The organism is Lelliottia sp. RWM.1, from assembly GCF_016859735.1.
In the GTDB taxonomy this organism is placed as follows: domain Bacteria; phylum Pseudomonadota; class Gammaproteobacteria; order Enterobacterales; family Enterobacteriaceae; genus Enterobacter.
On sequence record NZ_WLVC01000058.1, the window covers coordinates 1 to 21,324 of the forward strand.

Genomic DNA, 21,324 nt, shown 5'->3' on the forward strand with positions numbered 1-21,324 from the left:
ATCGGCCCAGATCCGCGAAATTTTAATCAGCGAGTCAGCTTGGGAAGAAATGACCTGCTTATTCGCACCTTCCCTAGTGGATGACTTCTGAACGAGTATGTGGCCATGTCAAAAACATAAAAATGGTCGCCACAAATGATTGCCACCTGGGATTCATTCAGGAGAAAGTCAGAAAAGGCGCTGGAAATAAGCCAGCCATCCTCATCTGCACGTATATATAGCTGTAAAATCAGGATGGGCTCACCGTCGTTACTGATTAGCAGTCGCCGATCCTTTTCTCCATTAGCGCCAAAAGGATTGACGTCGATGATCGAAACACCTTCCTTTTTATCACCGGGCATAGGATGTTCAAGCCAGGTCGCTTGTAATGTCATTGAGTATCCAAAATGTTAACAGCAGAAGAACTCATACTACTTTACAAGCTGATGTCACGACAGCACCTTACGTTGCCGTATTGCGCTGACCAGCCCCCGCAGATAAGTACATTCAGATGTTACAAATGTCCGTTTCTGGCACTAAACGGGCTAAAGCAGACTGATTTGATGAGATAAGGGTTTAGATGAATTCTCCATACCCTTAAACGATTACTTCCCAGTTGATTTGCTTGGTTTCAGTCCTGGGGTATTGCCGGGTGTATCCTTATTATCACGTCTGCGTTGATCGGGTTTTCCTGTTGATTTTGCGATTGGTTTTGGACCAGGTTTAAGCCCCATAATCATACTCCTTAGCCATGTCAGAGGTTATTCCTCAGTGTGGATATAAGGGGAGCGGTAAGAATTATCAAGCTTGGATGGGCGGTGAAAAGTGACTGCTTGACTATTATGTGAGCAATGTCAGATTTTAACACATAGCGGCCAGCCCATTACTGATGTTAGCCAAAAATGAGTCGCGATGAGCCCTCAATAATGAGGGCCACCTCGGAGATTGTTAGGCTGATTTCGCCAATTGCCGATGCAGGAGCTGAAGGCTAGTTCCCGCCCCTGCCCATGCAGCAGCCGAGCCGACCACATACAGGTTTTGCTTGGCGCGTGAGACGGCTACATTGATTATGTTTGGTGGGCTTGCCGCCCACTGACGTGCCCTTTGCTGACTCGCTTTCGGCGCACCCAGCAACAGGATTACTGTGTCCGCCTCTCGGCCCTGGAACGTGTGGATTGTGCCTACACGATCACGGCACCATTCATCCAGCTTTACGCCGAACGTTCGCAGCAGATCAGTTTCACTGTCGAGACGCCGACGCATGTTCTGCTCTACGATCTTGAATGGTGTGATGATAAATACGTCCGGATTTGTAATGCCCGATGCTGCCAGCTCTTTGAGCATTCGCACAACCGCTTCGCCCTCGTCGGGACACCACTTCGTCTCAGCATCGCCATTGATATCCACCCAGTGAGATCTCCCCAAAGCCGAGCCGATAGATCCGGGTTTTTTAGGCCCGACAGCATGGACCATCTGCCCGGCATAGGCGATGGAGTTAGAAACATCAAACATTGGGTTCTGGCAACGCCTGTGAACGAGCAATGGCAGCCCGACTTCTCGATCACCTCCGTCCACGACGAAGGTGGATTTGAAGCGCGATGCCTGATCAGCAAGGGTCTGCGTAGATGCTGCGGGGGCAGACCATTCGACTTGGTCAATGTCAAAGAACTTGCAGATTTCGGCGTTCAGCTTTTCAGGAAGTGAAACTACAGGTGGGATTTGCAACGGGTCACCTACCACGATGGAGCGCTTTGCCCGCATGATAGCTCCAACTGCTGCCTGAGGAACGGCTTGGCCCGCTTCATCTACCAGAAGCCAACCAATGCTCTCTGGTGGCAGATCCCCGAACATCGTCCGAACAGAGGCGAATGTCGTGGACACGGTCGGCACAACCACGAAAAGGCTTGACCAAAGGTCGGGGAGAAGTTCACGGTGAGCGGAAGACTGGAAGGCACCAGCTACCATGCCTGACATCAATAACCCAAGGTTGTGTTGCAAGCGGCTGGCCGAAGCATCGATGAACGTTTTATGCACAGTCAGGGCAGCGGCGAAAAGATCCTCCCGCAGGCGATGAACCTCATCGGGAAGCCAGGGTGCAGTGAGGTGGATAGCCTCGTGCTCGCGCTCGAAGAACCTCTCATCAACGACCCTGTCTCCCATACGGTTTCGTGCCTGTGCCTCGGTTGCCTTCAATTTCGAGACAGCCTGACATTTGCTGGAAATTTCCTGGTCGAGTTGCTGTAACTGGGACTCAGTATTGCTCCACTCAGCCCTTGCAAGCTCTAGGGCACCGTCCGTCCCCTGCGCCCGTATGACTGATTGCTGCAAGGTCGCCGAGAGCTTCTGCAGTGTCGATCTCCACGACTTCCAGGCCGCAGTCGCAAACAAACGGGAGAAGAAACCTGGACGGCAAGCAAGATGGCTGTCGAGCATGATCTTGTCCTGCTCGATCTGCGATTTTGCCTTCTCATGCTCTCGTTGGCAGGATTCAGCAGTCTTGTGTGCCTCTTCGACGGCTTCATTCAGACTCGGTCGACGCTGTTCAGCTCTTTGAAGTTCGGTGATCGCTCCCTTGAGCGCCTGGATATCCCGTCGCATCTCTTCGATGCTGGCGATTTCGGCGTCTACCGTCTCCTTAAGTTTAAGAAAGGCGGTTCGCGCTTTCTGCCAGGCCGCAGCAGCATCCGCTTCGTTGGTGCTGGGCCGCTCATTGACAACCACGCTGGGCATCACGCGATCGATGGTTTCGCCAGTTCGCTCGTCCTTGATCTCACGCATGACATTTATGCCGCGAGCTGCTTTCAGGTAGGTAAGGAAACCACCGTCTTCATTCCACCAGAAACCTTGCTGAAACGCGCCTCGGTTGCTGCTCTTGCCGAGAGCTGCGGCGATCAACCCCCAGGTTTCGACAGTGTCGGAGGGGATGTCCCCCTCGGCCTCGGCTTCGAAATAGCCGGCGCGTTTGGGATTCGCAATCAGGTCGCTGATGGACCGGAAGTAGGCGATCTGTTCATGGCGACCATTGGCTTCCTTGAGAGGAAGCTCTTTACTGACGTTTTCGACTGCTTTGTTATTGGAGGAGGCTACGACGATCTCATGGCCCTTCAAGGATGCATGTAACTTGTAGAAGTGCAGGAATGCATTGGAACCGAATGCCAGCTTCTCGCCTGTTGTGGAAAAGGCATCCTGCGGTTTGTTGAAGCCGGACATCGCCGTGGCCCGATCGAGAATGCATCCAACGACGATATCCCGGAGAAGAGTGGTCTTTCCGGTTCCCGGAGGCCCATTGACGCCGATGATACCTGGAGCATCATTCAGCTCAGCACGCGCCGCATTCACGGCAGCCTGTTGAAGCAGCACCAGTGGATGGCCGCCTTTCGAAGGCCAACGAGCCTGCGGCATGAGCGACGGTGCGACGAACGGCTCAACTGCGGAAATGGGCGATAGCACGTCGATTTTCTGGTCAGGTCTTCCAATTCCCATGTAGCGGCGCAAACCGGTTCCGGCTTTGCCCGTCTCGAGCAATTTGGTTGCTTCACCGAGATCTTCAAGATAGAAGGAATTCAGTAACGAAGGTTCAGGCGGCGCCTTAGCCTTGAAATGATGAAACACCTTAATCGCGAATGTGGGTGGCTCAACCAAATGCTCGGGTACACTGAACTGCGATACAAGCCATTTATAAGCGTTATGAACAACATTCAGATCGATCGGTATGGGTTCTCCATCTTTGTTGTGGTGGCGAACCATTCGATCCAGATGCTCGATAATGCGCGGCTCAACATTCGGCCAATTCCCTAAACTCCCAAGCTTCAGATCGAGAGCCGGCTTGAGTGCCCAGGCAAAACTGGACACGGCAACGCCTTTGTCCTCAAGCACAAAGCCTTCTTTGTCGATCAGGATCGAGCCGATGGCCGCTTTCTTACCGTCCGGGCGTGAACGCTCCTCATCCTCGCCAAAAACCTTGACCAGCTCGTCCGTCGTCTTGTCGAGAGCGATGGAGCCGAGGACGACCTCGAAATAAAGCTTATAACTGGGCTTGCTGCGGGCATTTGGTCCCCATGGAACACCTCGCTCCAATAGAGCAACCCTAGAGCGGTCGCCGGTTGCCATATCCTCTGGGCGTTTATAAGCTTGAGGCGACAGCGCTTCGAGGGCTGTCCATGCTGCCAGTATTGCTCGCGCATCATTCGCCTTACCTGATGGAGAAAAAGACGGGATCGGACCAAGGTCGATTTGGTCTTTGTCGAATTGCTCTCGTATGGCAGAGTCTGGGATGGCCTTCAGTTGAAGTTGCTCTTCCGCAGCAGGCGAATTGTGGGGCACAACTCGAGAAGATTGAATGGACACCGAATCGGGATGGTGTGTTGATGGGCTGGAAGCCGACATGGCGACCACGCTGTGGCCGCTAAGTGCAAATAGAGATTGCTCGATTTTAGCCGTCAGCGTCCGCGCCCTGGCAGTGTTGCGAAAGGTCAGCTCGCTCAACAACTGTTCAAGTTCGCTAACATTGTTGCTGGACTGCTCGAAGATTGCTTCCAGATCGAAGATTGATTTTTGCGCATACTGCCGTGTCTTCATTTATTTCTGCGGCTCCATATCCCTTCAATTAAGAGATATTATGCTAATTAGTTTGATTTCTAAAACTATTAGCTTTCGCTTGAAATATAAATTCTCATCTGGCCCACTACTAAAGTGGGAACTGTCATTAATTATCCGTCATCCCGTTAAACGCTCTCCCCTCATACCGCCCTCAACCATACTTCCACGATCAGCAGCCATCACAAAATCAGCCCACCACTGTATCATGGGCCGCCGCTGCTCAAGATAATCACTGCGGTTATAGGCACGACGGACCTCATTCTTATCTACATGCGCAAGGGCCGCCTCAATAACATCAGGTGGGAAGCCTTGTTCATTTAGGGCTGTACTGGCGATAGATCTCAGACCGTGTGAAACGAGCACCCCACCAAAACCTGCGCGTTTCAGCGATGCGTTAACTGTCTGGCTGTTCATCGGCTGGTTTGGCTTGATGCGGCTGGGAAAGATAAATTCTCGATTTCCACTTAACGGCTTCATCATCTCCAATATCGCAATCGCTTCATCTGACAATGGAACAGTATGGTCACGGTTCATTTTCATGCGTGCTGCAGGAATCTTCCACTCTCGCGCTTCTATGTCTACCTCTTCCCAGCGAGCTTCAGCCGCTTCAGCAGGGCGGGTAATAGTAAGAAGTTGCCACATGAACAGGCAGCGTGTGGAAAGGATAATGTTGGCTGTTCGCATTGTCTGCATCAGTTGAGGTAGCTGATCCGGTCGAATGCTGGGCATGTTCTTTTTCTGAGGCTTCTCGAAGGCTTTACCGATATTAACGCTGGGAACAGCATCAATCAGGCCTGTATTCTGAGCATATATCATGACTTCATTGATACGTTGGCAAAGGCGACGGACGGTTTCCAGCGCGCCTCTTGCCTGAACCGGTTGCACGGCCTGAACCAGTGTATGAGCTTTAATATCTGTAACGCTAACGTCGCCAATCGCAGGAAAGACATCTCTTTCAAGAGAGCGCCAGATATCTTCCGCATAGTCCTCTGTCACACTGGCCTTCTTCACATTCCACCAACGTTCAGCCACGAGCTGGAAAGTATTGGTTTTGGCTTCCAGCGAACTGCGAAGTTGTTCCTGCTGATGTTGCTGTGGATCGATTTGTTTCGCCAGGAGTGAGCGAGACTTTGCTCTGTAGTTTCTGGCATCGGCAAGGGTAACTGACGGGTAGGGGCCAATGCTCTTCTTCGCTCGTTTCTTAGTGACAGGGCGAATGTAGCGAAACTGCCAGATTTTACTCCCGCTGGATTTGATGAGTAGCTCAAGGCCATCGCCATCATAGAGAACGTAGTCCGCTTCTCTGGGTTTAGCAGATTCGATTTCCTTAACGGATAGAGGTTTGGTTTGTCTTGCCATTGCCGGGTTTCCATAGTTTTAGGCACCTCAAAAACAATATAGCTTTATGAGGTGCCTAACAAGGTGCCTAAAAGGTTCGGATTTAATTAGTTCTCTTCGGACTTCGCGGGACAAATTGAAGGCACAAAAAAGCCCGCAGGGCTTGCGCCGTGCGGGCTCTTAGGACTTCATCGGATGACTCTGGTAATCACCGATGGAGAATTTTGGTGGAGCTGGCGGGAGTTGAACCCGCGTCCGAAATTCCTACATCCTCGGTACTACATGCTTAGTTTGTCTTTACATTCGCACGCCAGCTGCGGACAAACACGCCACTAACGAACTAGCCTGATTAGTTTTAACGCTTCCGCCCCAGGCAGGACATCCGCGCGATCTCTTTTGGGTTTGACCTCTCTTGATCCCCGTCCTAAGAGCGGAGGCTAGGGAGAGAGGGCTCTTAGCAGGTTATTAAGCTGCTAAAGCGTAGTTTTCGTCGTTTGCGACTATTTTTTTGCGGCTTTTTACGAGGCCAACCGCCCCTCGGCATGCACCTTGGGTTTCGCAAATCCCGTCGAATCCAGAATCAGCCCCAATAGTGTTGAAACAAGTATACCAGATTTGCCTTACAGTATACCAGTCCGGAACGCTAACTTATTGAATTGTACAATAAGCGTGCAGAATCAACGCCCTGCATTTTTCATAATACGTGCTTTATCAAGCTGCCACTCACGTTCTTTTAGATCGGTGCGCTTGTCATGCTGTTTCTTACCTTTTGCTACGCCAATCTTCACTTTGCACCAGGCATTTTTCCAGTACAGAGAAAGCGCAACCACGGTGTAACCTTCACGGTTAATACGTCCGTAGAGTGAGTCCAGTTCGCGCTGATTGAGCAGCAGTTTACGGGTGCGTGTTGGATCGCAAACGTAATGAGAAGACGCCACTGTCAGCGGAGTAAAGTTTGCACCGAAGAGGAATGCTTCGCCATCTTTCAGGATCACGTAGCTGTCGCCGATGTTGGCTTTGCCTGCGCGCAGTGATTTTACTTCCCAGCCCTGCAATGCAAGACCGGCTTCGAATTCTTCTTCGATGAAATACTCATGGCGAGCACGCTTGTTAAGTGCGATGGTCGCAGAGCCAGGTTTATGTACTTTTTTCTTCGTCATAAGTGTCGTGAAGCCATAGGTAATCTGATGTCAAAAAGTCACCTCATTGCATCCTGTGAGGTCTAACGCGCTATCTTAGCACGAGATGAGGCTTAGCGTTTTTTTAACAGGTGATAAATGTTATTATTTGTCCGTTGTTTGACCCTGGAAAATGCTATGCCACAGATTAGCCGTACTGCGCTTGTTCCTTACAGCGTGGAACAGATGTATCAGTTAGTGAACGATGTTCAGTCTTATCCGCAATTTATACCGGGATGTACAGGTAGCCGGGTTCTCGAATCCGGGCCTACGCAGATGACTGCGGCTGTCGATGTCTCCAAAGCGGGGATTAGCAAAACGTTCACCACCCGTAATACGTTGACCGATAATCAGAGTATTTTGATGCATCTGGTGGATGGTCCATTTAAAACCCTGATGGGGGGCTGGAAGTTTACGCCTCTGAGTGCGGACGCGTGCCGTATCGAATTCCATCTGGACTTTGAGTTTACCAATAAGCTGATTGAGCTTGCTTTTGGTCGTATTTTCAAAGAACTGGCGTTGAACATGGTTCAGGCGTTCACCACCCGCGCGAAAGAGGTTTACAGTGTCGCTTAAGATTGCTGTAGAGGTGGTTTACGCATTGCCGGAAAAGCAGTATCTGCAGCGTGTTAAGCTGGATGAGGGCGCAACCGTTGAAGACGCGATACGTGCTTCTGGCTTGCTGGAACTTCGCGGTGATATTGATTTAGCGACGAACAAAGTCGGTATTTATAGCCGCCCGGTAAAACTTACTGATGTGGTGAAAGAGGGGGATCGGGTTGAAATTTATCGCCCATTGATTGCTGACCCGAAAGAACTGCGTCGCCAGCGTGCGGAGAAATCCGGCAAGTAATTTATGCTGCCGGGAATCAAAACGCGCGGGAAAACAAAAAAGGTGCTCAATGAGCACCTTTTTGCATTTCTGACACTGAATTATTTGGTGAGTGCAGGTTTGTTGTCGATGTTGGTCAACACACTGCTGCTATTGAAGGTCAGCGTCAGAGTTTGCTGAGTCACGTCTTCATGACCAGGTTGCTGACGAAATACATAGAACCAGGTGTTTGTGCCGAACGGATCGGACATCATTGGGGTTCCCAGTGCATAAGCGACCTGCTGTTGTGTCATACCCACGCGGATTTTAGACACATCGTTAGGGGTAAGGTAGTTCCCCTGGTTGATGTCAGGACGGTAAACCACTTTCTCCAGAGTGGAACAGCCTGCGGTCAACATCAGAAGAACCGCTGCGGCAGCGGTCAGCGTTTTACAGCGCATAGTGATTTGATTCCTTTTCGGGCCCGAGCAGTACGCGGCTCATATGTAATATGCCGATGATAATAGACCTTGCCCCACTTTGAAACCGGTCTTGCGGCGTTTTTGTTGTTCTCTATGACCCTGAGTTCCCGAAAAAGTTTATGCGGCCAAGAGTTCTTTGGCGTTAGCGAGCGTATTGCGAGTGACTTCGCTCCCACCCAACAGGCGTGCCAGCTCCTGCAAACGTGAGCGTTTATCTAATGGTTTCATATGTGTTTCGGTCATCTCGCCATCTGTTTCTTTGCTGACGATGAAGTGGTGATGGCCACACCCTGCGACTTGCGGTAAATGGGTGACACACATGACCTGTGTAGATTCTCCCAACTGACGCAATAATTTACCCACAACGGCTGCTGTTGGGCCGCTGATCCCCACATCCACTTCATCAAAAATGAGTGCGGGAGTTTCCATTTTACGGGCTGTGATGACCTGGATAGACAGGGCGATACGCGACAATTCACCCCCCGAGGCCACTTTCGAAATAGGCTGTAAAGGCTGCCCTGGGTTTGTGGTTACGCGGAATTCGATACGATCAGCACCTTCTGCCGTCAGGTGATTCTCTTCAAAACGGACATCAATTGTAAATACGCCATGCGGCATTGCCAGCGTGCGCATGCTGTCTGTTATTGTCTGGCCTAGCTCCTGGGCATAGTGCTGGCGGATATCATGCAGTTGTTTAGCCGTCGCCAGCGCCTGCTGATGATGGAGATTGACTGCAAGGGACAGGGTTTCCAGCGAGTCTGCCTGGTCATCAAGCTGCTGTTGTTCATCCAGAAGAGACTGATAAAAATTGGGTAACTCTTCTGGGGTTACGTGATGTTTACGTGCCAGCGAGATTTGACGGGAAAGACGTTGTTCAAGCTCAAACAGGCGATTAGGATCAAGATCCAGTCGTTCACAATAATGACGTAGCTCGTCACTGGCTTCGGAAATCTGAATTGCTGCCTCTTCCAGCATATCCAGTACGCCAGAAAGCTTTGTGTCCATACCTGCCAGCTCGGTCATTAACTGACGGACGGTATAGAGCTGGCTTTGCAGATTAACGTCTTCACCATCGGCTAGCATATTTAGCGCATGTTGACTGGTGGAAAGAAGGTGACCGCTATTTGCCAGGCGTTTGTATTCTTCATCAATTTGTTCAAACTCACCCGCTTGCGGGTTGAACTCATTAAGCTCTTTTAGTTGATATGCTAATAATTCCGCACGCGCAGCCCGCTCCTGGCTCTGCTGTTGGTGCTGGGCAAGCTCACGACAGCTCTGATGCCATTGACGATAGTGACCCGCCATGAGTTGAGTAAGTGCATACTCACCTGCGTAACCATCAAGCAATGCCTTTTGTTGTTCGGGTTTAATCAGTTGCTGATGGGCATGCTGTCCATGGATCTGGATGAGCAGTTGGCCGAGTTCGCGAAGTTGAGAAAGAGGTACGGCAGTGCCGTTGATGAAGCCACGAGAGCGCCCATCGCTGTTGATGACGCGGCGAAGTAAACACTCACGCCCGTCTTCCAGTTGGTTTTCTTCAAGCCAGCGTTGAGCTGCAGGAGTATCTTTCAGTGAAAAGCGAGCACAGAGATCGGCACGGTTTGCTCCCGAACGCACCATATCACCTTCAGCCCGACCACCAAGACACAGGCCAAGAGCGTCAATTGCAATAGATTTACCTGCGCCAGTTTCTCCGGTGATCGCCGTCATACCGCTATGGAAGTCGATCTCAAGTTCACGAACAATGGCAAAGTTGCTGATGGTCAGTTGTGCCAGCATAATTGCTTTCCTGTATGAAAAACCATAACTGTATTTTCATACAGTATAAACTGGTTTTTTATACAGTAAAGTGCTGGATGCAAAATTAGAATAATTTTTTTGACCAGCCGAGTTTTGAGCTTAACGTATTGAAATAGCTGTAATCTTTAGGGTGAATGAGATTGAGATGATAGTCGCAGCGACGAATTAATACATCTTCCCCTTCCTGAATGGGCAAGGCAATCTGACTGTCACAGCTGATTTCGAGATCGTTACGGCGATGCGAAAAGCGCAGCCGAATAGTACTGCTGCTGTTGATCACCAGTGGGCGTGCAGAGAGCGTATGCGGGAACATCGGGACCAGCGTAATGGCGTCAAGAGAAGGTGTCAGAATAGGACCTCCCGCAGAAAGAGAGTAGGCGGTGGACCCCGTCGGTGTTGAAATGATCAGCCCGTCGGAACGTTGCGAGAAGGCGAAGATTTCGTCGATGTACACTTCGAACTCAATCATGTGCGCGACTTTACCAGGGTGTAGAACCACTTCGTTAATCGCGGTGCTGAGGCGCTTCTGGCAATCCTGCTGGCATACCTGAGCCTCCAGCAAAAAACGTTTTTCGCTGATGTAGTGGCCTTCCAGCACATCCGCAAGCTGTTGCTGTGCGTTATCCGGGTCAAGGTCGGTCAGAAAACCGAGGTTGCCACGGTTAATCCCAATCACTTTGATATCATAGCGTGCCAGCGTGCGGGCTGCGCCCAGCATGTTTCCATCACCGCCAACCACAACGGCAAGGTCGGCTTGTTGGCCTATTTCCGCCAGCGTGCCGGTTTTGACGCTTTTGAGCTGAAGCTCCTGGGCGATCTGTTGTTCAACCATCACTTCATAGCCTTTGGCGGACAGCCAGCGATACAACATTTCATGTGTCGTCAACGCAGTAGGATGACGCGGATGGCCGACGATCCCGATACACTTGAAATGATTATTCATTTTCTGGAGGTCCTTGTGCCTAATGAATGATGACAATTGGTCTTGTTCCCTTGAATCCCGGAAACTGATCCCCATAATAAGCGAAGTTAGCGAGATGAATGCAGAAAAACGCGGAGAAATTCATGAGTAGTAAAGAACAGAAAACGCCTGAGGGGCAAGCCCCGGAAGAAATTATCACGGAACAGCACGAAGACATTGAGGCTGTAGAGCCTGACGTTTCTGCTGAGCAGGTGGACCCGCGCGATGAAAAAATTGCGAATCTGGAAGCTCAATTAGTTGAAGCCCAGAACCGCGAGCGCGATGGCATTTTGCGTATCAAAGCCGAAATGGAAAACCTGCGTCGCCGTACCGAACTGGACGTTGAAAAGGCACATAAGTTTGCCCTGGAGAAGTTCATCAATGAACTGTTGCCGGTCATTGATAGCCTGGATCGTGCGCTGGAAGTGGCAGATAAAGCTAATCCGGACAATGCCCCAATGATTGAAGGCATCCAACTGACGCTGAAATCCATGCTGGATGTGGTACGTAAGTTTGGTGTGGATGTGGTGGCAGACACTAACGTTCCATTGGACCCGAACGTTCACCAGGCGATTGCTATGGTTGAATCTGAAGATGTTACCGCAGGTAATGTGCTGGGTGTGATGCAGAAAGGCTATACCCTGAACGGCCGTACCATTCGTGCTGCAATGGTCACTGTGGCGAAAGCGAAAGCGTAATTAGCCCTGTAGCGCCGGGTGTGGTTTTGCCTTACCCGGCCTACATTCTATTCAGAAATACTTTCCCGAATCGGTTTAACAGGCAAGACTTTCACTTGCTTAATCATGTTGTCCTGTACATCCAGGATATCAATATCGTATTGCTCAATACGTACTCGAGTCCCTGCTGCCGGGATCTCTTCCAGTGCCTCAAGAATCATCCCATTCATGGTACGCGCCTCATCCTCTGGCAGATGCCAGTTGAAGGCTTTGTTAAGCTCGCGAATATTGGCACTGCCATCGATGAGTACAGAACCATCGTTTTGCGGTGTGACTTCTTCGGCCAGGGAGGGGGACATAGAGGTTGTGAAATCACCAACAATTTCTTCCAGGATATCTTCAACCGTGACTAATCCCTGGATATCTCCATATTCATCCACCACCAGACCCACTTTCTTTTTATTACGCTGGAATTTGACCAACTGAGTGCTCAGCGGTGTTCCTTCCGGAACGTAATAAATTTCATCGGCTGCACGCAGCATCACCTCTTTGGTGAATTCATTTTTCTCGGTCATCAGACGATAAGCCTCGCGCACGCGTAGCATGCTGATGGCATCGTCGAGCGTGTCCCGATAAAGCACAATGCGCCCATGAGGGGAGTGCGTAAGTTGGCGGACGATAGCTTTCCAGTCGTCGTTGATGTCGATGCCCACGATTTCATTACGTGGGACCATGATGTCGTCCACGCTGACTTTCTCCAGGTCCAGCACTGACAGCAGCATGTCCTGGTTGCGGCGGGAAATTTGCGAGCGTGATTCGTTAACGATAGTGCGCAGTTCGTCTTTACTGAGCGCGCCGCTGATGACGACATCGGTCTTGATACCAATCATCCGCATTAACAGACGTGTGACCATGTTAAGCAGCCAAACCAATGGCATCATCAGGACCAGAAGAGGGGCCAGCAAGAAACTGCTGGGGTAGGCGACTTTTTCTGGGTAGAGCGCTGCAATGGTCTTTGGTAATACTTCGGCAAAGACCAGCACGACAAATGTCAGCACGCCAGTGGCAATGGCGACACCCGCATTACCGTAAAGGCGCATACCCACAATCGTCCCCAGAGCAGAGGCGAGAATGTTGACCAGGTTGTTACCGATAAGGACCAGGCTAATCAGTCGATCCGGTTTTCGCAGCAGTTTTTCTACACGGCGTGCGGCACGATTACCTTGCTTCGCACGATGACGCAGCCGATAGCGGTTCAGTGTCATCATGCCGGTTTCTGAACCGGAGAAGTAAGCAGAGATGACCACCATAACGATCAACGTGACGATCAGTGTGGTGGTAGAGATGTGTTCCAGGGGGAACTCCTTTATTGCTTAGCTAGCGAGTTGCTGAATGATACGACTGCCAAAATAGGCCAGTGTCAGAAGGCCAGCACCCGCAACGTTGAACCAGACTACGCGACGCCCGCGCCAGCCTTTATGGTAATGACCCCATAAAAGAACAATATAGACAAACCATGCAATGATGGAGAGTACGGCTTTATCGATATTCTCCAGACTGAAAAGGTTCTTCATATAAAACAGGCCAGTACACAGCGTAAGCGTCAGTAACACGACGCCGATCTGGGTGATGTGAAACATTTTGCGCTCGATGACCATCAGCGGCGGCATTTCATGGTTAAAGACCAGTTTTTTGTTTTTCAACTGGTAGTCAATCCAGGCCAATTGCATTGCATACAGAGCGGCAATAATGAGCGTCGCGTATGAAAACAGTGATAACCCGATATGCACCATCATGCCTGGAGTCGTTTCCAGATGCGTGATGAACTCATTAGGAACAAAGGTGGCAAACGCCAGATTGATAAGTGCAAACGCATAGACAATCGGCAGTAACAACCAGCCCCGATTTTTGGAGGCGACAATGGTCATGACTGTGCAGATCATCAGGCTGACCAGCGAGCCCACGTTGAGCACACTTAAATTTTGCACACTCCCGTCACCCGGAATAATGCGCGATTCCAGCGCAAACGCGTGGCTGATAAGGGCAATCACGGCCGACAAAATAGCCATTCGCCGCCAGCCGCTGTTCTTTTGCAGCAGACCAGGAATGATCAGCGCAAGGCTGACAGAGTAGGCAACAAGAGCGATCAGTGCGAAAACAGGCATAGGGGTGTCGACAGTTGTCTTAATAAGAAAGAGAAGCAGTATAACGTTACGTGACGCCTGCTCCAACCGTTGCATAACAACAAAGGCGGCTTCATGTTATACTCCGGCAAAATTCTGTGTATGTGTCGCTGTGGCGGCTCAACGTTTCTACCTCAGGCGAGAGACAATGTTTGATAATTTAACCGATCGTTTGTCGCGCACGCTGCGCAACATCAGCGGCCGTGGACGCCTTACCGAAGAGAACATCAAGGAAACGCTGCGCGAAGTGCGCATGGCACTGCTGGAAGCAGATGTCGCGTTACCTGTTGTTCGTGATTTCATCAACCGCGTTAAAGAAAAAGCGGTTGGTCATGAAGTAAACAAAAGCCTGACGCCAGGTCAGGAATTCGTCAAAATTGTCCGTAACGAACTCGTTGCGGCGATGGGCGAAGAAAACCAGGTACTTAACCTGGCGGCACAGCCACCTGCCGTGGTGCTGATGGCTGGCCTGCAGGGGGCAGGTAAAACCACAAGCGTGGGTAAACTGGGTAAATTCTTGCGTGAAAAGCACAAGAAGAAAGTCCTGGTGGTTTCTGCTGACGTATACCGCCCAGCGGCGATCAAACAGTTGGAAACCCTCGCTCAGCAAGTTAGCGTGGATTTCTTCCCGTCTGATGTTGCCCAGAAGCCTGTCGATATCGTTAATGCTGCGCTGAAAGAAGCGAAGCTGAAATTCTACGACGTGCTGTTGGTGGATACCGCGGGTCGACTCCACGTCGACGAAGCGATGATGGATGAAATCAAACAGGTTCATGCTGCCATTAACCCGGTAGAGACCCTGTTTGTTGTCGATGCAATGACCGGTCAGGATGCGGCGAATACCGCAAAAGCGTTTAACGAAGCGCTGCCTTTAACCGGTGTTGTGTTGACCAAAGTGGACGGTGATGCTCGTGGTGGTGCGGCACTTTCTATCCGCCATATCACCGGCAAGCCGATTAAATTCCTCGGTGTTGGCGAAAAAACCGAAGCGCTGGAGCCGTTCCACCCGGATCGTATTGCCTCCCGTATCCTCGGGATGGGCGATGTGCTGTCGCTTATCGAAGATATCGAAAGCAAAGTCGATCGCGCGCAGGCTGAGAAGCTGGCGAACAAGCTGAAAAAAGGCGATGGCTTTGACCTGACGGACTTCCTCGAGCAGTTGCGTCAGATGAAGAATATGGGCGGAATGGCGAGTCTGATGGGTAAACTGCCCGGTATGGGACAGATCCCGGATAACGTTAAAGCGCAGATGGATGACAAAGTGCTGGTGCGTATGGAAGCGATCATTAACTCGATGACGCTGAAAGAACGTGCAAACCCAGACATCATCAAAGGCTCCCGCAAACGCCGTATCGCCGCAGGTTGCGGTATGCAGGTGCAGGACGTTAACCGTCTTCTGAAACAATTCGACGACATGCAGCGCATGATGAAGAAAATGAAGAAAGGCGGGATGGCGAAGATGATGCGCGGCATGAAAGGGATGATGCCTCCTGGATTCCCTGGCCGTTAAAAACAAGGGCATGAGGCTATCTTGTTTGCCATTTTAGTTCCGGGGTGTGCTCAACAAAACACTATAGTGTTTTGAATGCCCTTCAGGGCGAGCGGAGCGAGTAAATGCTCAAGTACAACGTGCACACTCCGCTTTCTTCGCGCACACCGGAACGAAACGGGTTGCACCGATATACGCCTTCTGCCCGTCGTTTAATGCTCAGTATCAAGATGCTGATTGCATTTTCCCCAGAAATCAGTAAAATTTTCGGGCTTTTAATATGACACCCGGGCTCCGTTCCTCGATGGGGCCCGGTTGTTTTATTCACACAAGAGGATGTTATGGTAACTATTCGTTTAGCACGTCACGGCGCGAAAAAGCGTCCGTTCTACCAGGTTGTTGTAACCGACAGCCGTAATGCACGCAACGGTCGCTTCATTGAGCGCGTTGGTTTCTTCAACCCGATCGCATCTGGTTCTGAAGAAGAAACCCGTCTGGATCTGGATCGTATCGCTCACTGGGTTGGCCAGGGCGCTACTCTGTCCGATCGCGTTGCAGCGCTGATCAAAGCCGCTAACAAAGCAGCTTAATCTGTCACGGTGGTCATGATGAGCAAGCAACACGCCGCACCAGTCCCTGTTGAACCGATCGTATTGGGGAAAATGGGTTCTACTTACGGTATCCGTGGTTGGCTCAGAGTGTTTTCCTCCACCGAAGACGCCGAAAGCATTTTTGATTACCAACCCTGGTTTATCCAGAAAGGTGGTAAGTGGGAAGAGGTCGAGCTGGAAAGCTGGCGTCACCACAATCAGGATATCGTCATTAAGCTGAAAGGCGTTGACGATCGCGATGCCGCGAATCTGCTGACCAATTGCGAAATTGTCGTTGATTCATCGCAGTTGCCGAAGCTGGATGATGGTTACTACTGGAAAGACCTTATCGGTTGCCAGGTTGTGACAACAGAAGGCTATGGTCTGGGTAAAGTCATCGATATGATGGAAACTGGATCGAATGACGTTCTCGTCATTAAGGCAAACCTGAAAGATGCGTTCGGTATCAAGGAGCGGTTGGTTCCGTTCCTCGATGGGCAGGTTATCAAGAAAGTCGATCTCGCTACTCAAACGATTGAAGTAGATTGGGATCCTGGTTTTTAAATTCTCCTGAAAACGGTAAAAGACGGCGCTATGTGGATTGGCATAATTAGCCTGTTTCCTGAAATGTTCCGCGCGATTACCGATTACGGGGTAACTGGCCGGGCAGTAAAAAATGGCCTGCTGAGCATCGAGAGCTGGAGTCCACGAGATTTCACTCATGACCGACACCGTACCGTGGATGATCGTCCTTACGGTGGCGGACCGGGGATGTTAATGATGGTGCAACCTTTACGGGATGCCATCTCAGCAGCAAGAGCCGCGGCAGGTGAAGGCGCGAAGGTGATTTATCTGTCACCTCAGGGACGCAAGCTTGATCAAGCGGGCGTGAGCGAACTGGCAGCCAGTCAGAAACTGATTCTGGTGTGCGGTCGCTACGAAGGGATAGATGAGCGCGTAATTCAGACCGAGATTGACGAAGAATGGTCTATCGGCGATTACGTTCTCAGCGGTGGTGAGTTACCGGCAATGACGCTGATTGACTCGGTTTCCCGGTTCATTCCGGGTGTACTGGGACATGAAGCTTCAGCAACGGAAGATTCCTTTGCTGATGGATTGCTGGACTGTCCACACTATACTCGTCCTGAAGTGTTGGAAGGGATGGAGGTCCCGACAGTGTTACTGTCAGGAAACCATGCCGAGATACGTCGCTGGCGTCTGAAGCAGTCGCTGGGCCGAACCTGGCTTAGAAGACCTGAACTTCTGGAAAACCTGGCTCTGACTGAAGAGCAAGCAAAGTTGCTGGCCGAGTTCAAAACTGAACACGCGCACCAGCAGCATGAACATGATGGGAAGGCGTAATACGCACCCGAATATCAGTTTACCCAGGATAAGAGATTAAATTATGAGCAACATTATTAAACAAATTGAACAAGAGCAGATGAAGCAGGACGTACCTTCCTTCCGTCCGGGTGATACCGTGGAAGTGAAAGTATGGGTTGTTGAAGGTTCCAAAAAACGTCTGCAGGCATTCGAGGGCGTGGTTATCGCTATTCGTAACCGCGGTCTGCACTCTGCATTCACTGTTCGTAAAATTTCCAACGGCGAAGGCGTTGAGCGTGTCTTCCAGACTCACTCTCCGGTAGTTGACAGCATTGCTGTTAAACGTCGTGGTGCTGTACGTAAAGCTAAACTGTACTACCTGCGTGAGCGTACTGGTAAGTCTGCTCGTATTAAAGAGCGTCTGAACTAAGATTCGCTTAAGCGACATCCTGTAAAAAGGGCTGGCCAAAAGGCTGGCCCTTTTTTTATCTAAAAACCTCCCTTGCGTTAACCGTTTTGATATAAATCATTTACAATGCTGTCGATCCTGGAGGGAGGGGCAGTGGGTAACGTATTGCATCAGTCAGTCTGGAAACGCACAGCGGCATGGGCCGCGTTGTTTGCGATCCTGCTGATCGTGATTGCTCCGCTTATCTCCATCTCGCTTCAGAAAGATCCCATGAGTGCCATGCCGGGCATGCACCACGATATGAACATGATGTCGATGGATGAGCATCATGGCGACATGCAACACTCAATGCCTGTTGATCACGCTGAAGCCTGCGGTTACTGCGTACTGTTAGCTCATGTACCGGGCATGATACTGGCGCTGATCGTGCTGCTCAGTATCGCACTGCAACGGCTTCGTCTTAAACTGCCTCGCCCGGTGGTAAGCCACTGGCATTTTTTCCCCTGGTTGTATCCTGATACCCGTGCGCCACCGCATCTGTCTGCTTTTTCCCTTTAAAAACAAAATCGATCACTTTTTACCTTAAAAAGGAAAAGTATGACTACCTGCACTTCGCGCGTGGCATGGGTAAACCTGCTGCGACGCCTCCATTTCTATGTCGGGCTATTTGTTGGTCCGTTTATTTTTTTCGCTGCGCTTACCGGCACGCTCTATGTGGCGACGCCGCAGCTAGAAGGTTATGTCTATCGCACAGCTTTACATACAGACACTTCGGGTGACGCATTGCCGCTGTCTGAGCAGATAGCCGTGGCGGAAAAAACTGTCGGTACTGGATTACGTTTACATGCGGTACGCCCCGGTCTGGCTGAAGGGGAAACGACGCGAGTGATGTTTGCTGACCCGATGCTTGGGCCATCAGAGACCCGGGCTATCTTTGTTGACCCGGTAACTCTGCAGGTTCGCGGTGATATGACGGTGTATGGCACAAGCGGTATTTTGCCGCTGCGTCAGAAAATCGATTATCTCCACAGCTCATTAATGTTGGGTGATACCGGACGGTTGTATAGTGAACTGGCAGCTTCCTGGATGTGGATAGCGGCAGTAGGGGGAATTGTATTGTGGTTTTACACCCGACCTAAACGCCGACTGAATAACCGCTTCCAGAATCGTCGACGCGTGCATATTACGTTGGGCTGGCTCCTGCTGGGGGGCATGTTACTGTTTTCGGCCACGGGTCTCACCTGGTCACAATGGGCGGGGGGCAACGTCGATAAATTGCGTGCTGAAATGAACTGGCTTACGCCTCAGGTGAATACCACGTTACACGGAACATCAGAGAACACTGATGAACATTCTGAGCATCGTGGTCATCATGGTGGGATGATGATGCCCGATATGGCGATGGATCTGACGCAGTTTGACAATGTTCTGCTCGCAGCGAGAAAGGCTGGCATTGATGCCGAGAAGCTGGAGATCCGTCCGGCGAAAATGGCAAATCAGGCGTGGACCGTTACTGAGATTGATCGTAGCTGGCCTACGCAAGTTGATGCCGTTGCAGTTGATCCCCATTCAATGCAAATCCTGGATCGCACCCAGTTCGAACATTTTCCGCTAATGGCTAAGTTGACCCGCTGGGGCGTGGATTTCCATATGGGGATTTTATTTGGCCTGGCGAATCAGTTAGTGCTCATTGCGTTTGGAATAGCACTGTGTGTTCTGATTATCTGGGGATATCGAATGTGGTGGATGCGTCGTCCGGCCCAGTCGGTGGCAAGCCCCGTGCAGACGCTTTGCCAGAGTTGGCTGGCATTACCATTGGCAGGGCGGAGTATGACGGTCGTTGTCTGCGCGCTGCTGGGGTTAGCCCTTCCGGTGATGGGCGCGAGTCTGGCACTGCTCATGCTGATTGACTGGCTACGCTGGCGAGCGGCATCAACTGTGTCGCTCACCGAATCATCCGCTAAATAACGTTATGGCGTGCTGATGACCACCGCAACCCGGCGGTTTTCAGCGCGGCCTTGCGAAGTGCTGTTACTGGCAACGGGATATTTTTTACCTAATCCCTGTGTGGTGAGGTTACTGCGCGGGATATTGGCCCCTTTTGCCCAGGTATCGGCGACGACGTTTGCACGTTTGAGTGATAACGCTTCGTTGTAGCCATCTTCACCATAGTTGTCAGTATGGCCGTCCATCCGGGCATGAGTTAAGCCCGTAGTGGCAAGCTGCTTCGCCATAGACTGGATCTGTTGCTCACTCTCAGGGCGGATCTGCGCTTCATTTTTACCGAAGAGGATTTTATCTGACAGCCCCAGTGACCAGTCGCCGTTGGTCTCATTGAACCCATATGATTTCATTGCGGCGATTTGTTCTGGAGTAAATTTGCCGGTAGGGGGAGTCTGGCAACCCGCCAGGATCAGTGATGTGAGTAAAAAAGGTGCGAGGTATCGCTTTAACATATCGTATTCCTTTCTAAGATATTGTTTTTGAACGCTGGTTTTTGACCAGGTACATATTGCGGTCGGCTTGCTCCAGTAATGCTTCCACAGAGGCATTTTCCCACGCCAGAGCTGAACCAATGCTGAGTGACATCGATGCTGTATGCCCGTTATGCAAATCAAACGGACGAATAAACTGCTGCGACAGTGCAATACAAATGTTGTGAACTTCAAGTTCAGAGTGTACGCCATACAGGATCATCGCAAACTCATCTCCGCCAAGACGGTACGATTGATGGCGTTTGTCACCAAATTCCACCATCCGACTGGCCACTTCAATGAGTACGCAGTCGCCTGCTGCATGGCCCCAGGTGTCATTGATAAATTTAAAGTTATCGCCATCGAGAAAAAGCAGGGCAGAGTTAACCTTTGCTGACGAATCATTCATTAAGGCTGCAATACTGTTGCGAAATGCTGCCCGGTTAGCAAGGCCAGTAAGCGGGTCGTGCATAGCGGTACGAAGTAATTGGGCGTTTTTTGCCTGTAACTTGAGCTGCCATTCTTCCATTTCGTCCAGCAGACTATTGAAGTCTTCGCCAAAACGGTGGAATTCCTCAATACGTCCTTCCTTCACTCGGCGCGAGAAATTACGGTTTGTGCGCACATCGTGGACAACATCGGTGATGTTTTGTATTGCTGTCACCATGCCATGGTGCAGAGAACGTGTGATAGTGAGCGCGACAACTGAGGCGAAAAGAATACAGCCGGTCAAAACCGCAAACGACATCCAGATAAAGTGGCCGATCAAACTATCGCGAGCGGTAAGGCGGATTTCACCAATGGTGTTGCCATTGTGCAGGACCGGTTGCGAAACGGGAGTCGGGAACAGCCAGCGGCTGACCAGTGCACCGAGAGTGTCCGTATTTTCTTCCGGGTTCCATGACCAGTAAGCAAAGCGTTTTTTATGAGTATCGAGGACTTCCGCCACGGCGAATTGAATCGCCACGGGTTTAACAGACACCTCAGAGTCATTTAAGATGACTTAAAGAGAGGTGCCCATGAGCGGTAAG

Annotated in this window: 20 protein-coding genes, 1 other RNA gene and 1 pseudogene; 10 read left to right on the forward strand and 12 right to left on the reverse strand. The window is 50.8% G+C overall.

Features of this window, described 5'->3' with window-relative positions:
• Positions 1-26: 26 nt before the first annotated feature.
• The 5 genes from GF617_RS24345 to smpB form a co-directional block, all read right to left on the reverse strand.
• The gene (locus tag GF617_RS24345; RefSeq protein ID WP_239006615.1) at positions 27-374 is read right to left on the reverse strand and encodes a hypothetical protein; all 348 of its coding nucleotides are present in this window, start codon (positions 372-374) and stop codon (positions 27-29) included.
• A gap of 553 nt (positions 375-927) precedes the next feature.
• On the reverse strand, positions 928-4,557 hold the full coding sequence (locus GF617_RS24350) for an ATP-binding protein (RefSeq protein WP_203452638.1): 3,630 nt from the start codon (positions 4,555-4,557) through the stop codon (positions 928-930).
• Positions 4,558-4,695: 138 nt separating this feature from the next.
• Positions 4,696-5,937, reverse strand: a complete 1,242-nt coding sequence (locus GF617_RS24355; RefSeq protein ID WP_203452639.1) for an integrase — start codon at positions 5,935-5,937, stop codon at positions 4,696-4,698.
• Positions 5,938-6,141: 204 nt separating this feature from the next.
• Positions 6,142-6,504: a transfer-messenger RNA gene (gene ssrA, locus GF617_RS24360) on the reverse strand.
• A gap of 89 nt (positions 6,505-6,593) precedes the next feature.
• Positions 6,594-7,076 (reverse strand): SsrA-binding protein SmpB, encoded by a 483-nt coding sequence (smpB, locus tag GF617_RS24365; protein ID WP_181620450.1) that lies wholly within the window; start codon positions 7,074-7,076, stop codon positions 6,594-6,596.
• Between the two features lie 156 nt (positions 7,077-7,232).
• On the opposite strand from smpB, the gene GF617_RS24370 reads away from it, so the two are divergent.
• Positions 7,233-7,670 carry a type II toxin-antitoxin system RatA family toxin gene (locus tag GF617_RS24370; protein ID WP_203452640.1) on the forward strand — a complete coding sequence of 146 codons (438 nt, stop codon included), beginning with the start codon at positions 7,233-7,235 and terminating at the stop codon, positions 7,668-7,670.
• Positions 7,660-7,947 carry an RnfH family protein gene (locus GF617_RS24375; RefSeq protein ID WP_181620448.1) on the forward strand — a complete coding sequence of 96 codons (288 nt, stop codon included), beginning with the start codon at positions 7,660-7,662 and terminating at the stop codon, positions 7,945-7,947. The genes GF617_RS24370 and GF617_RS24375 overlap by 11 nt, the downstream gene beginning before the upstream one ends.
• A gap of 80 nt (positions 7,948-8,027) precedes the next feature.
• Here GF617_RS24375 and bamE read toward each other — a convergent pair whose 3' ends face one another.
• The 3 genes from bamE to nadK form a co-directional block, all read right to left on the reverse strand.
• On the reverse strand, positions 8,028-8,366 hold the full coding sequence (gene bamE / locus GF617_RS24380) for an outer membrane protein assembly factor BamE (protein WP_181620447.1): 339 nt from the start codon (positions 8,364-8,366) through the stop codon (positions 8,028-8,030).
• 138 nt (positions 8,367-8,504) lie between these two features.
• On the reverse strand, positions 8,505-10,166 hold the full coding sequence (recN, locus tag GF617_RS24385) for a DNA repair protein RecN (RefSeq protein ID WP_203452641.1): 1,662 nt from the start codon (positions 10,164-10,166) through the stop codon (positions 8,505-8,507).
• Positions 10,167-10,251: 85 nt separating this feature from the next.
• Positions 10,252-11,130: an NAD(+) kinase gene (gene nadK, locus GF617_RS24390; RefSeq protein ID WP_181620445.1), complete on the reverse strand. Its 879-nt coding sequence runs from the start codon at positions 11,128-11,130 to the stop codon at positions 10,252-10,254.
• A 122-nt stretch (positions 11,131-11,252) separates the two neighbouring features.
• Between nadK and grpE the strand changes: the two genes are divergently transcribed.
• Positions 11,253-11,846: a nucleotide exchange factor GrpE gene (gene grpE, locus GF617_RS24395; protein ID WP_203452642.1), complete on the forward strand. Its 594-nt coding sequence runs from the start codon at positions 11,253-11,255 to the stop codon at positions 11,844-11,846.
• 47 nt (positions 11,847-11,893) lie between these two features.
• Here grpE and GF617_RS24400 read toward each other — a convergent pair whose 3' ends face one another.
• Together GF617_RS24400 and GF617_RS24405 are read right to left on the reverse strand one after the other, a co-directional pair.
• Entirely contained in the window at positions 11,894-13,180 is a 1,287-nt protein-coding gene (locus tag GF617_RS24400) for an HlyC/CorC family transporter (RefSeq protein WP_203452644.1), read from the reverse strand.
• A gap of 18 nt (positions 13,181-13,198) precedes the next feature.
• A complete protein-coding gene (locus GF617_RS24405; RefSeq protein WP_181620443.1) occupies positions 13,199-13,990 on the reverse strand; it encodes an inner membrane protein YpjD in 792 nt (263 codons plus the stop codon).
• Positions 13,991-14,156: 166 nt separating this feature from the next.
• Between GF617_RS24405 and ffh the strand changes: the two genes are divergently transcribed.
• From ffh to GF617_RS24440, 7 genes are all read left to right on the forward strand, one after another.
• Positions 14,157-15,518: a signal recognition particle protein gene (gene ffh / locus GF617_RS24410; RefSeq protein WP_181620442.1), complete on the forward strand. Its 1,362-nt coding sequence runs from the start codon at positions 14,157-14,159 to the stop codon at positions 15,516-15,518.
• A 320-nt stretch (positions 15,519-15,838) separates the two neighbouring features.
• Positions 15,839-16,087 carry a 30S ribosomal protein S16 gene (rpsP, locus tag GF617_RS24415; RefSeq protein WP_181620441.1) on the forward strand — a complete coding sequence of 83 codons (249 nt, stop codon included), beginning with the start codon at positions 15,839-15,841 and terminating at the stop codon, positions 16,085-16,087.
• 18 nt (positions 16,088-16,105) lie between these two features.
• Positions 16,106-16,651 carry a ribosome maturation factor RimM gene (rimM, locus tag GF617_RS24420; protein ID WP_166717700.1) on the forward strand — a complete coding sequence of 182 codons (546 nt, stop codon included), beginning with the start codon at positions 16,106-16,108 and terminating at the stop codon, positions 16,649-16,651.
• A 30-nt stretch (positions 16,652-16,681) separates the two neighbouring features.
• Entirely contained in the window at positions 16,682-17,449 is a 768-nt protein-coding gene (gene trmD, locus GF617_RS24425; RefSeq protein WP_181620440.1) for a tRNA (guanosine(37)-N1)-methyltransferase TrmD, read from the forward strand.
• A gap of 43 nt (positions 17,450-17,492) precedes the next feature.
• Positions 17,493-17,840: a 50S ribosomal protein L19 gene (gene rplS / locus GF617_RS24430; RefSeq protein ID WP_006178051.1), complete on the forward strand. Its 348-nt coding sequence runs from the start codon at positions 17,493-17,495 to the stop codon at positions 17,838-17,840.
• A 132-nt stretch (positions 17,841-17,972) separates the two neighbouring features.
• The gene (locus tag GF617_RS24435; protein WP_181620439.1) at positions 17,973-18,377 is read left to right on the forward strand and encodes a DUF2946 domain-containing protein; all 405 of its coding nucleotides are present in this window, start codon (positions 17,973-17,975) and stop codon (positions 18,375-18,377) included.
• 39 nt (positions 18,378-18,416) lie between these two features.
• Positions 18,417-19,787 carry a PepSY domain-containing protein gene (locus GF617_RS24440; protein WP_203452643.1) on the forward strand — a complete coding sequence of 457 codons (1,371 nt, stop codon included), beginning with the start codon at positions 18,417-18,419 and terminating at the stop codon, positions 19,785-19,787.
• 2 nt (positions 19,788-19,789) lie between these two features.
• Here GF617_RS24440 and GF617_RS24445 read toward each other — a convergent pair whose 3' ends face one another.
• Both GF617_RS24445 and dgcN read right to left on the reverse strand, forming a co-directional pair.
• Positions 19,790-20,275: an OmpA family protein gene (locus GF617_RS24445; RefSeq protein WP_181620437.1), complete on the reverse strand. Its 486-nt coding sequence runs from the start codon at positions 20,273-20,275 to the stop codon at positions 19,790-19,792.
• A 13-nt stretch (positions 20,276-20,288) separates the two neighbouring features.
• Positions 20,289-21,296, reverse strand: a pseudogene (dgcN, locus tag GF617_RS24450) (diguanylate cyclase DgcN); the annotation flags it as partial.
• Positions 21,297-21,324: the final 28 nt, after the last annotated feature.

Bases quoted from the DNA above. Each gene is read 5' to 3' on its own strand.
- GF617_RS24345 (WP_239006615.1), bottom strand. From the start codon at position 374: ATGACATTACAAGCGACCTGGCTTGAACATCCTATGCCCGGTGATAAA.
- GF617_RS24350 (WP_203452638.1), bottom strand. From the start codon at position 4,557: ATGAAGACACGGCAGTATGCGCAAAAATCAATCTTCGATCTGGAAGCA.
- GF617_RS24355 (WP_203452639.1), bottom strand. From the start codon at position 5,937: ATGGCAAGACAAACCAAACCTCTATCCGTTAAGGAAATCGAATCTGCT.
- smpB (WP_181620450.1), bottom strand. From the start codon at position 7,076: ATGACGAAGAAAAAAGTACATAAACCTGGCTCTGCGACCATCGCACTT.
- GF617_RS24370 (WP_203452640.1), top strand. From the start codon at position 7,233: ATGCCACAGATTAGCCGTACTGCGCTTGTTCCTTACAGCGTGGAACAG.
- bamE (WP_181620447.1), bottom strand. From the start codon at position 8,366: ATGCGCTGTAAAACGCTGACCGCTGCCGCAGCGGTTCTTCTGATGTTG.
- recN (WP_203452641.1), bottom strand. From the start codon at position 10,166: ATGCTGGCACAACTGACCATCAGCAACTTTGCCATTGTTCGTGAACTT.
- nadK (WP_181620445.1), bottom strand. From the start codon at position 11,130: ATGAATAATCATTTCAAGTGTATCGGGATCGTCGGCCATCCGCGTCAT.
- grpE (WP_203452642.1), top strand. From the start codon at position 11,253: ATGAGTAGTAAAGAACAGAAAACGCCTGAGGGGCAAGCCCCGGAAGAA.
- GF617_RS24405 (WP_181620443.1), bottom strand. From the start codon at position 13,990: ATGCCTGTTTTCGCACTGATCGCTCTTGTTGCCTACTCTGTCAGCCTT.
- ffh (WP_181620442.1), top strand. From the start codon at position 14,157: ATGTTTGATAATTTAACCGATCGTTTGTCGCGCACGCTGCGCAACATC.
- rpsP (WP_181620441.1), top strand. From the start codon at position 15,839: ATGGTAACTATTCGTTTAGCACGTCACGGCGCGAAAAAGCGTCCGTTC.
- rimM (WP_166717700.1), top strand. From the start codon at position 16,106: ATGAGCAAGCAACACGCCGCACCAGTCCCTGTTGAACCGATCGTATTG.
- trmD (WP_181620440.1), top strand. From the start codon at position 16,682: ATGTGGATTGGCATAATTAGCCTGTTTCCTGAAATGTTCCGCGCGATT.
- rplS (WP_006178051.1), top strand. From the start codon at position 17,493: ATGAGCAACATTATTAAACAAATTGAACAAGAGCAGATGAAGCAGGAC.
- GF617_RS24440 (WP_203452643.1), top strand. From the start codon at position 18,417: ATGACTACCTGCACTTCGCGCGTGGCATGGGTAAACCTGCTGCGACGC.
- GF617_RS24445 (WP_181620437.1), bottom strand. From the start codon at position 20,275: ATGTTAAAGCGATACCTCGCACCTTTTTTACTCACATCACTGATCCTG.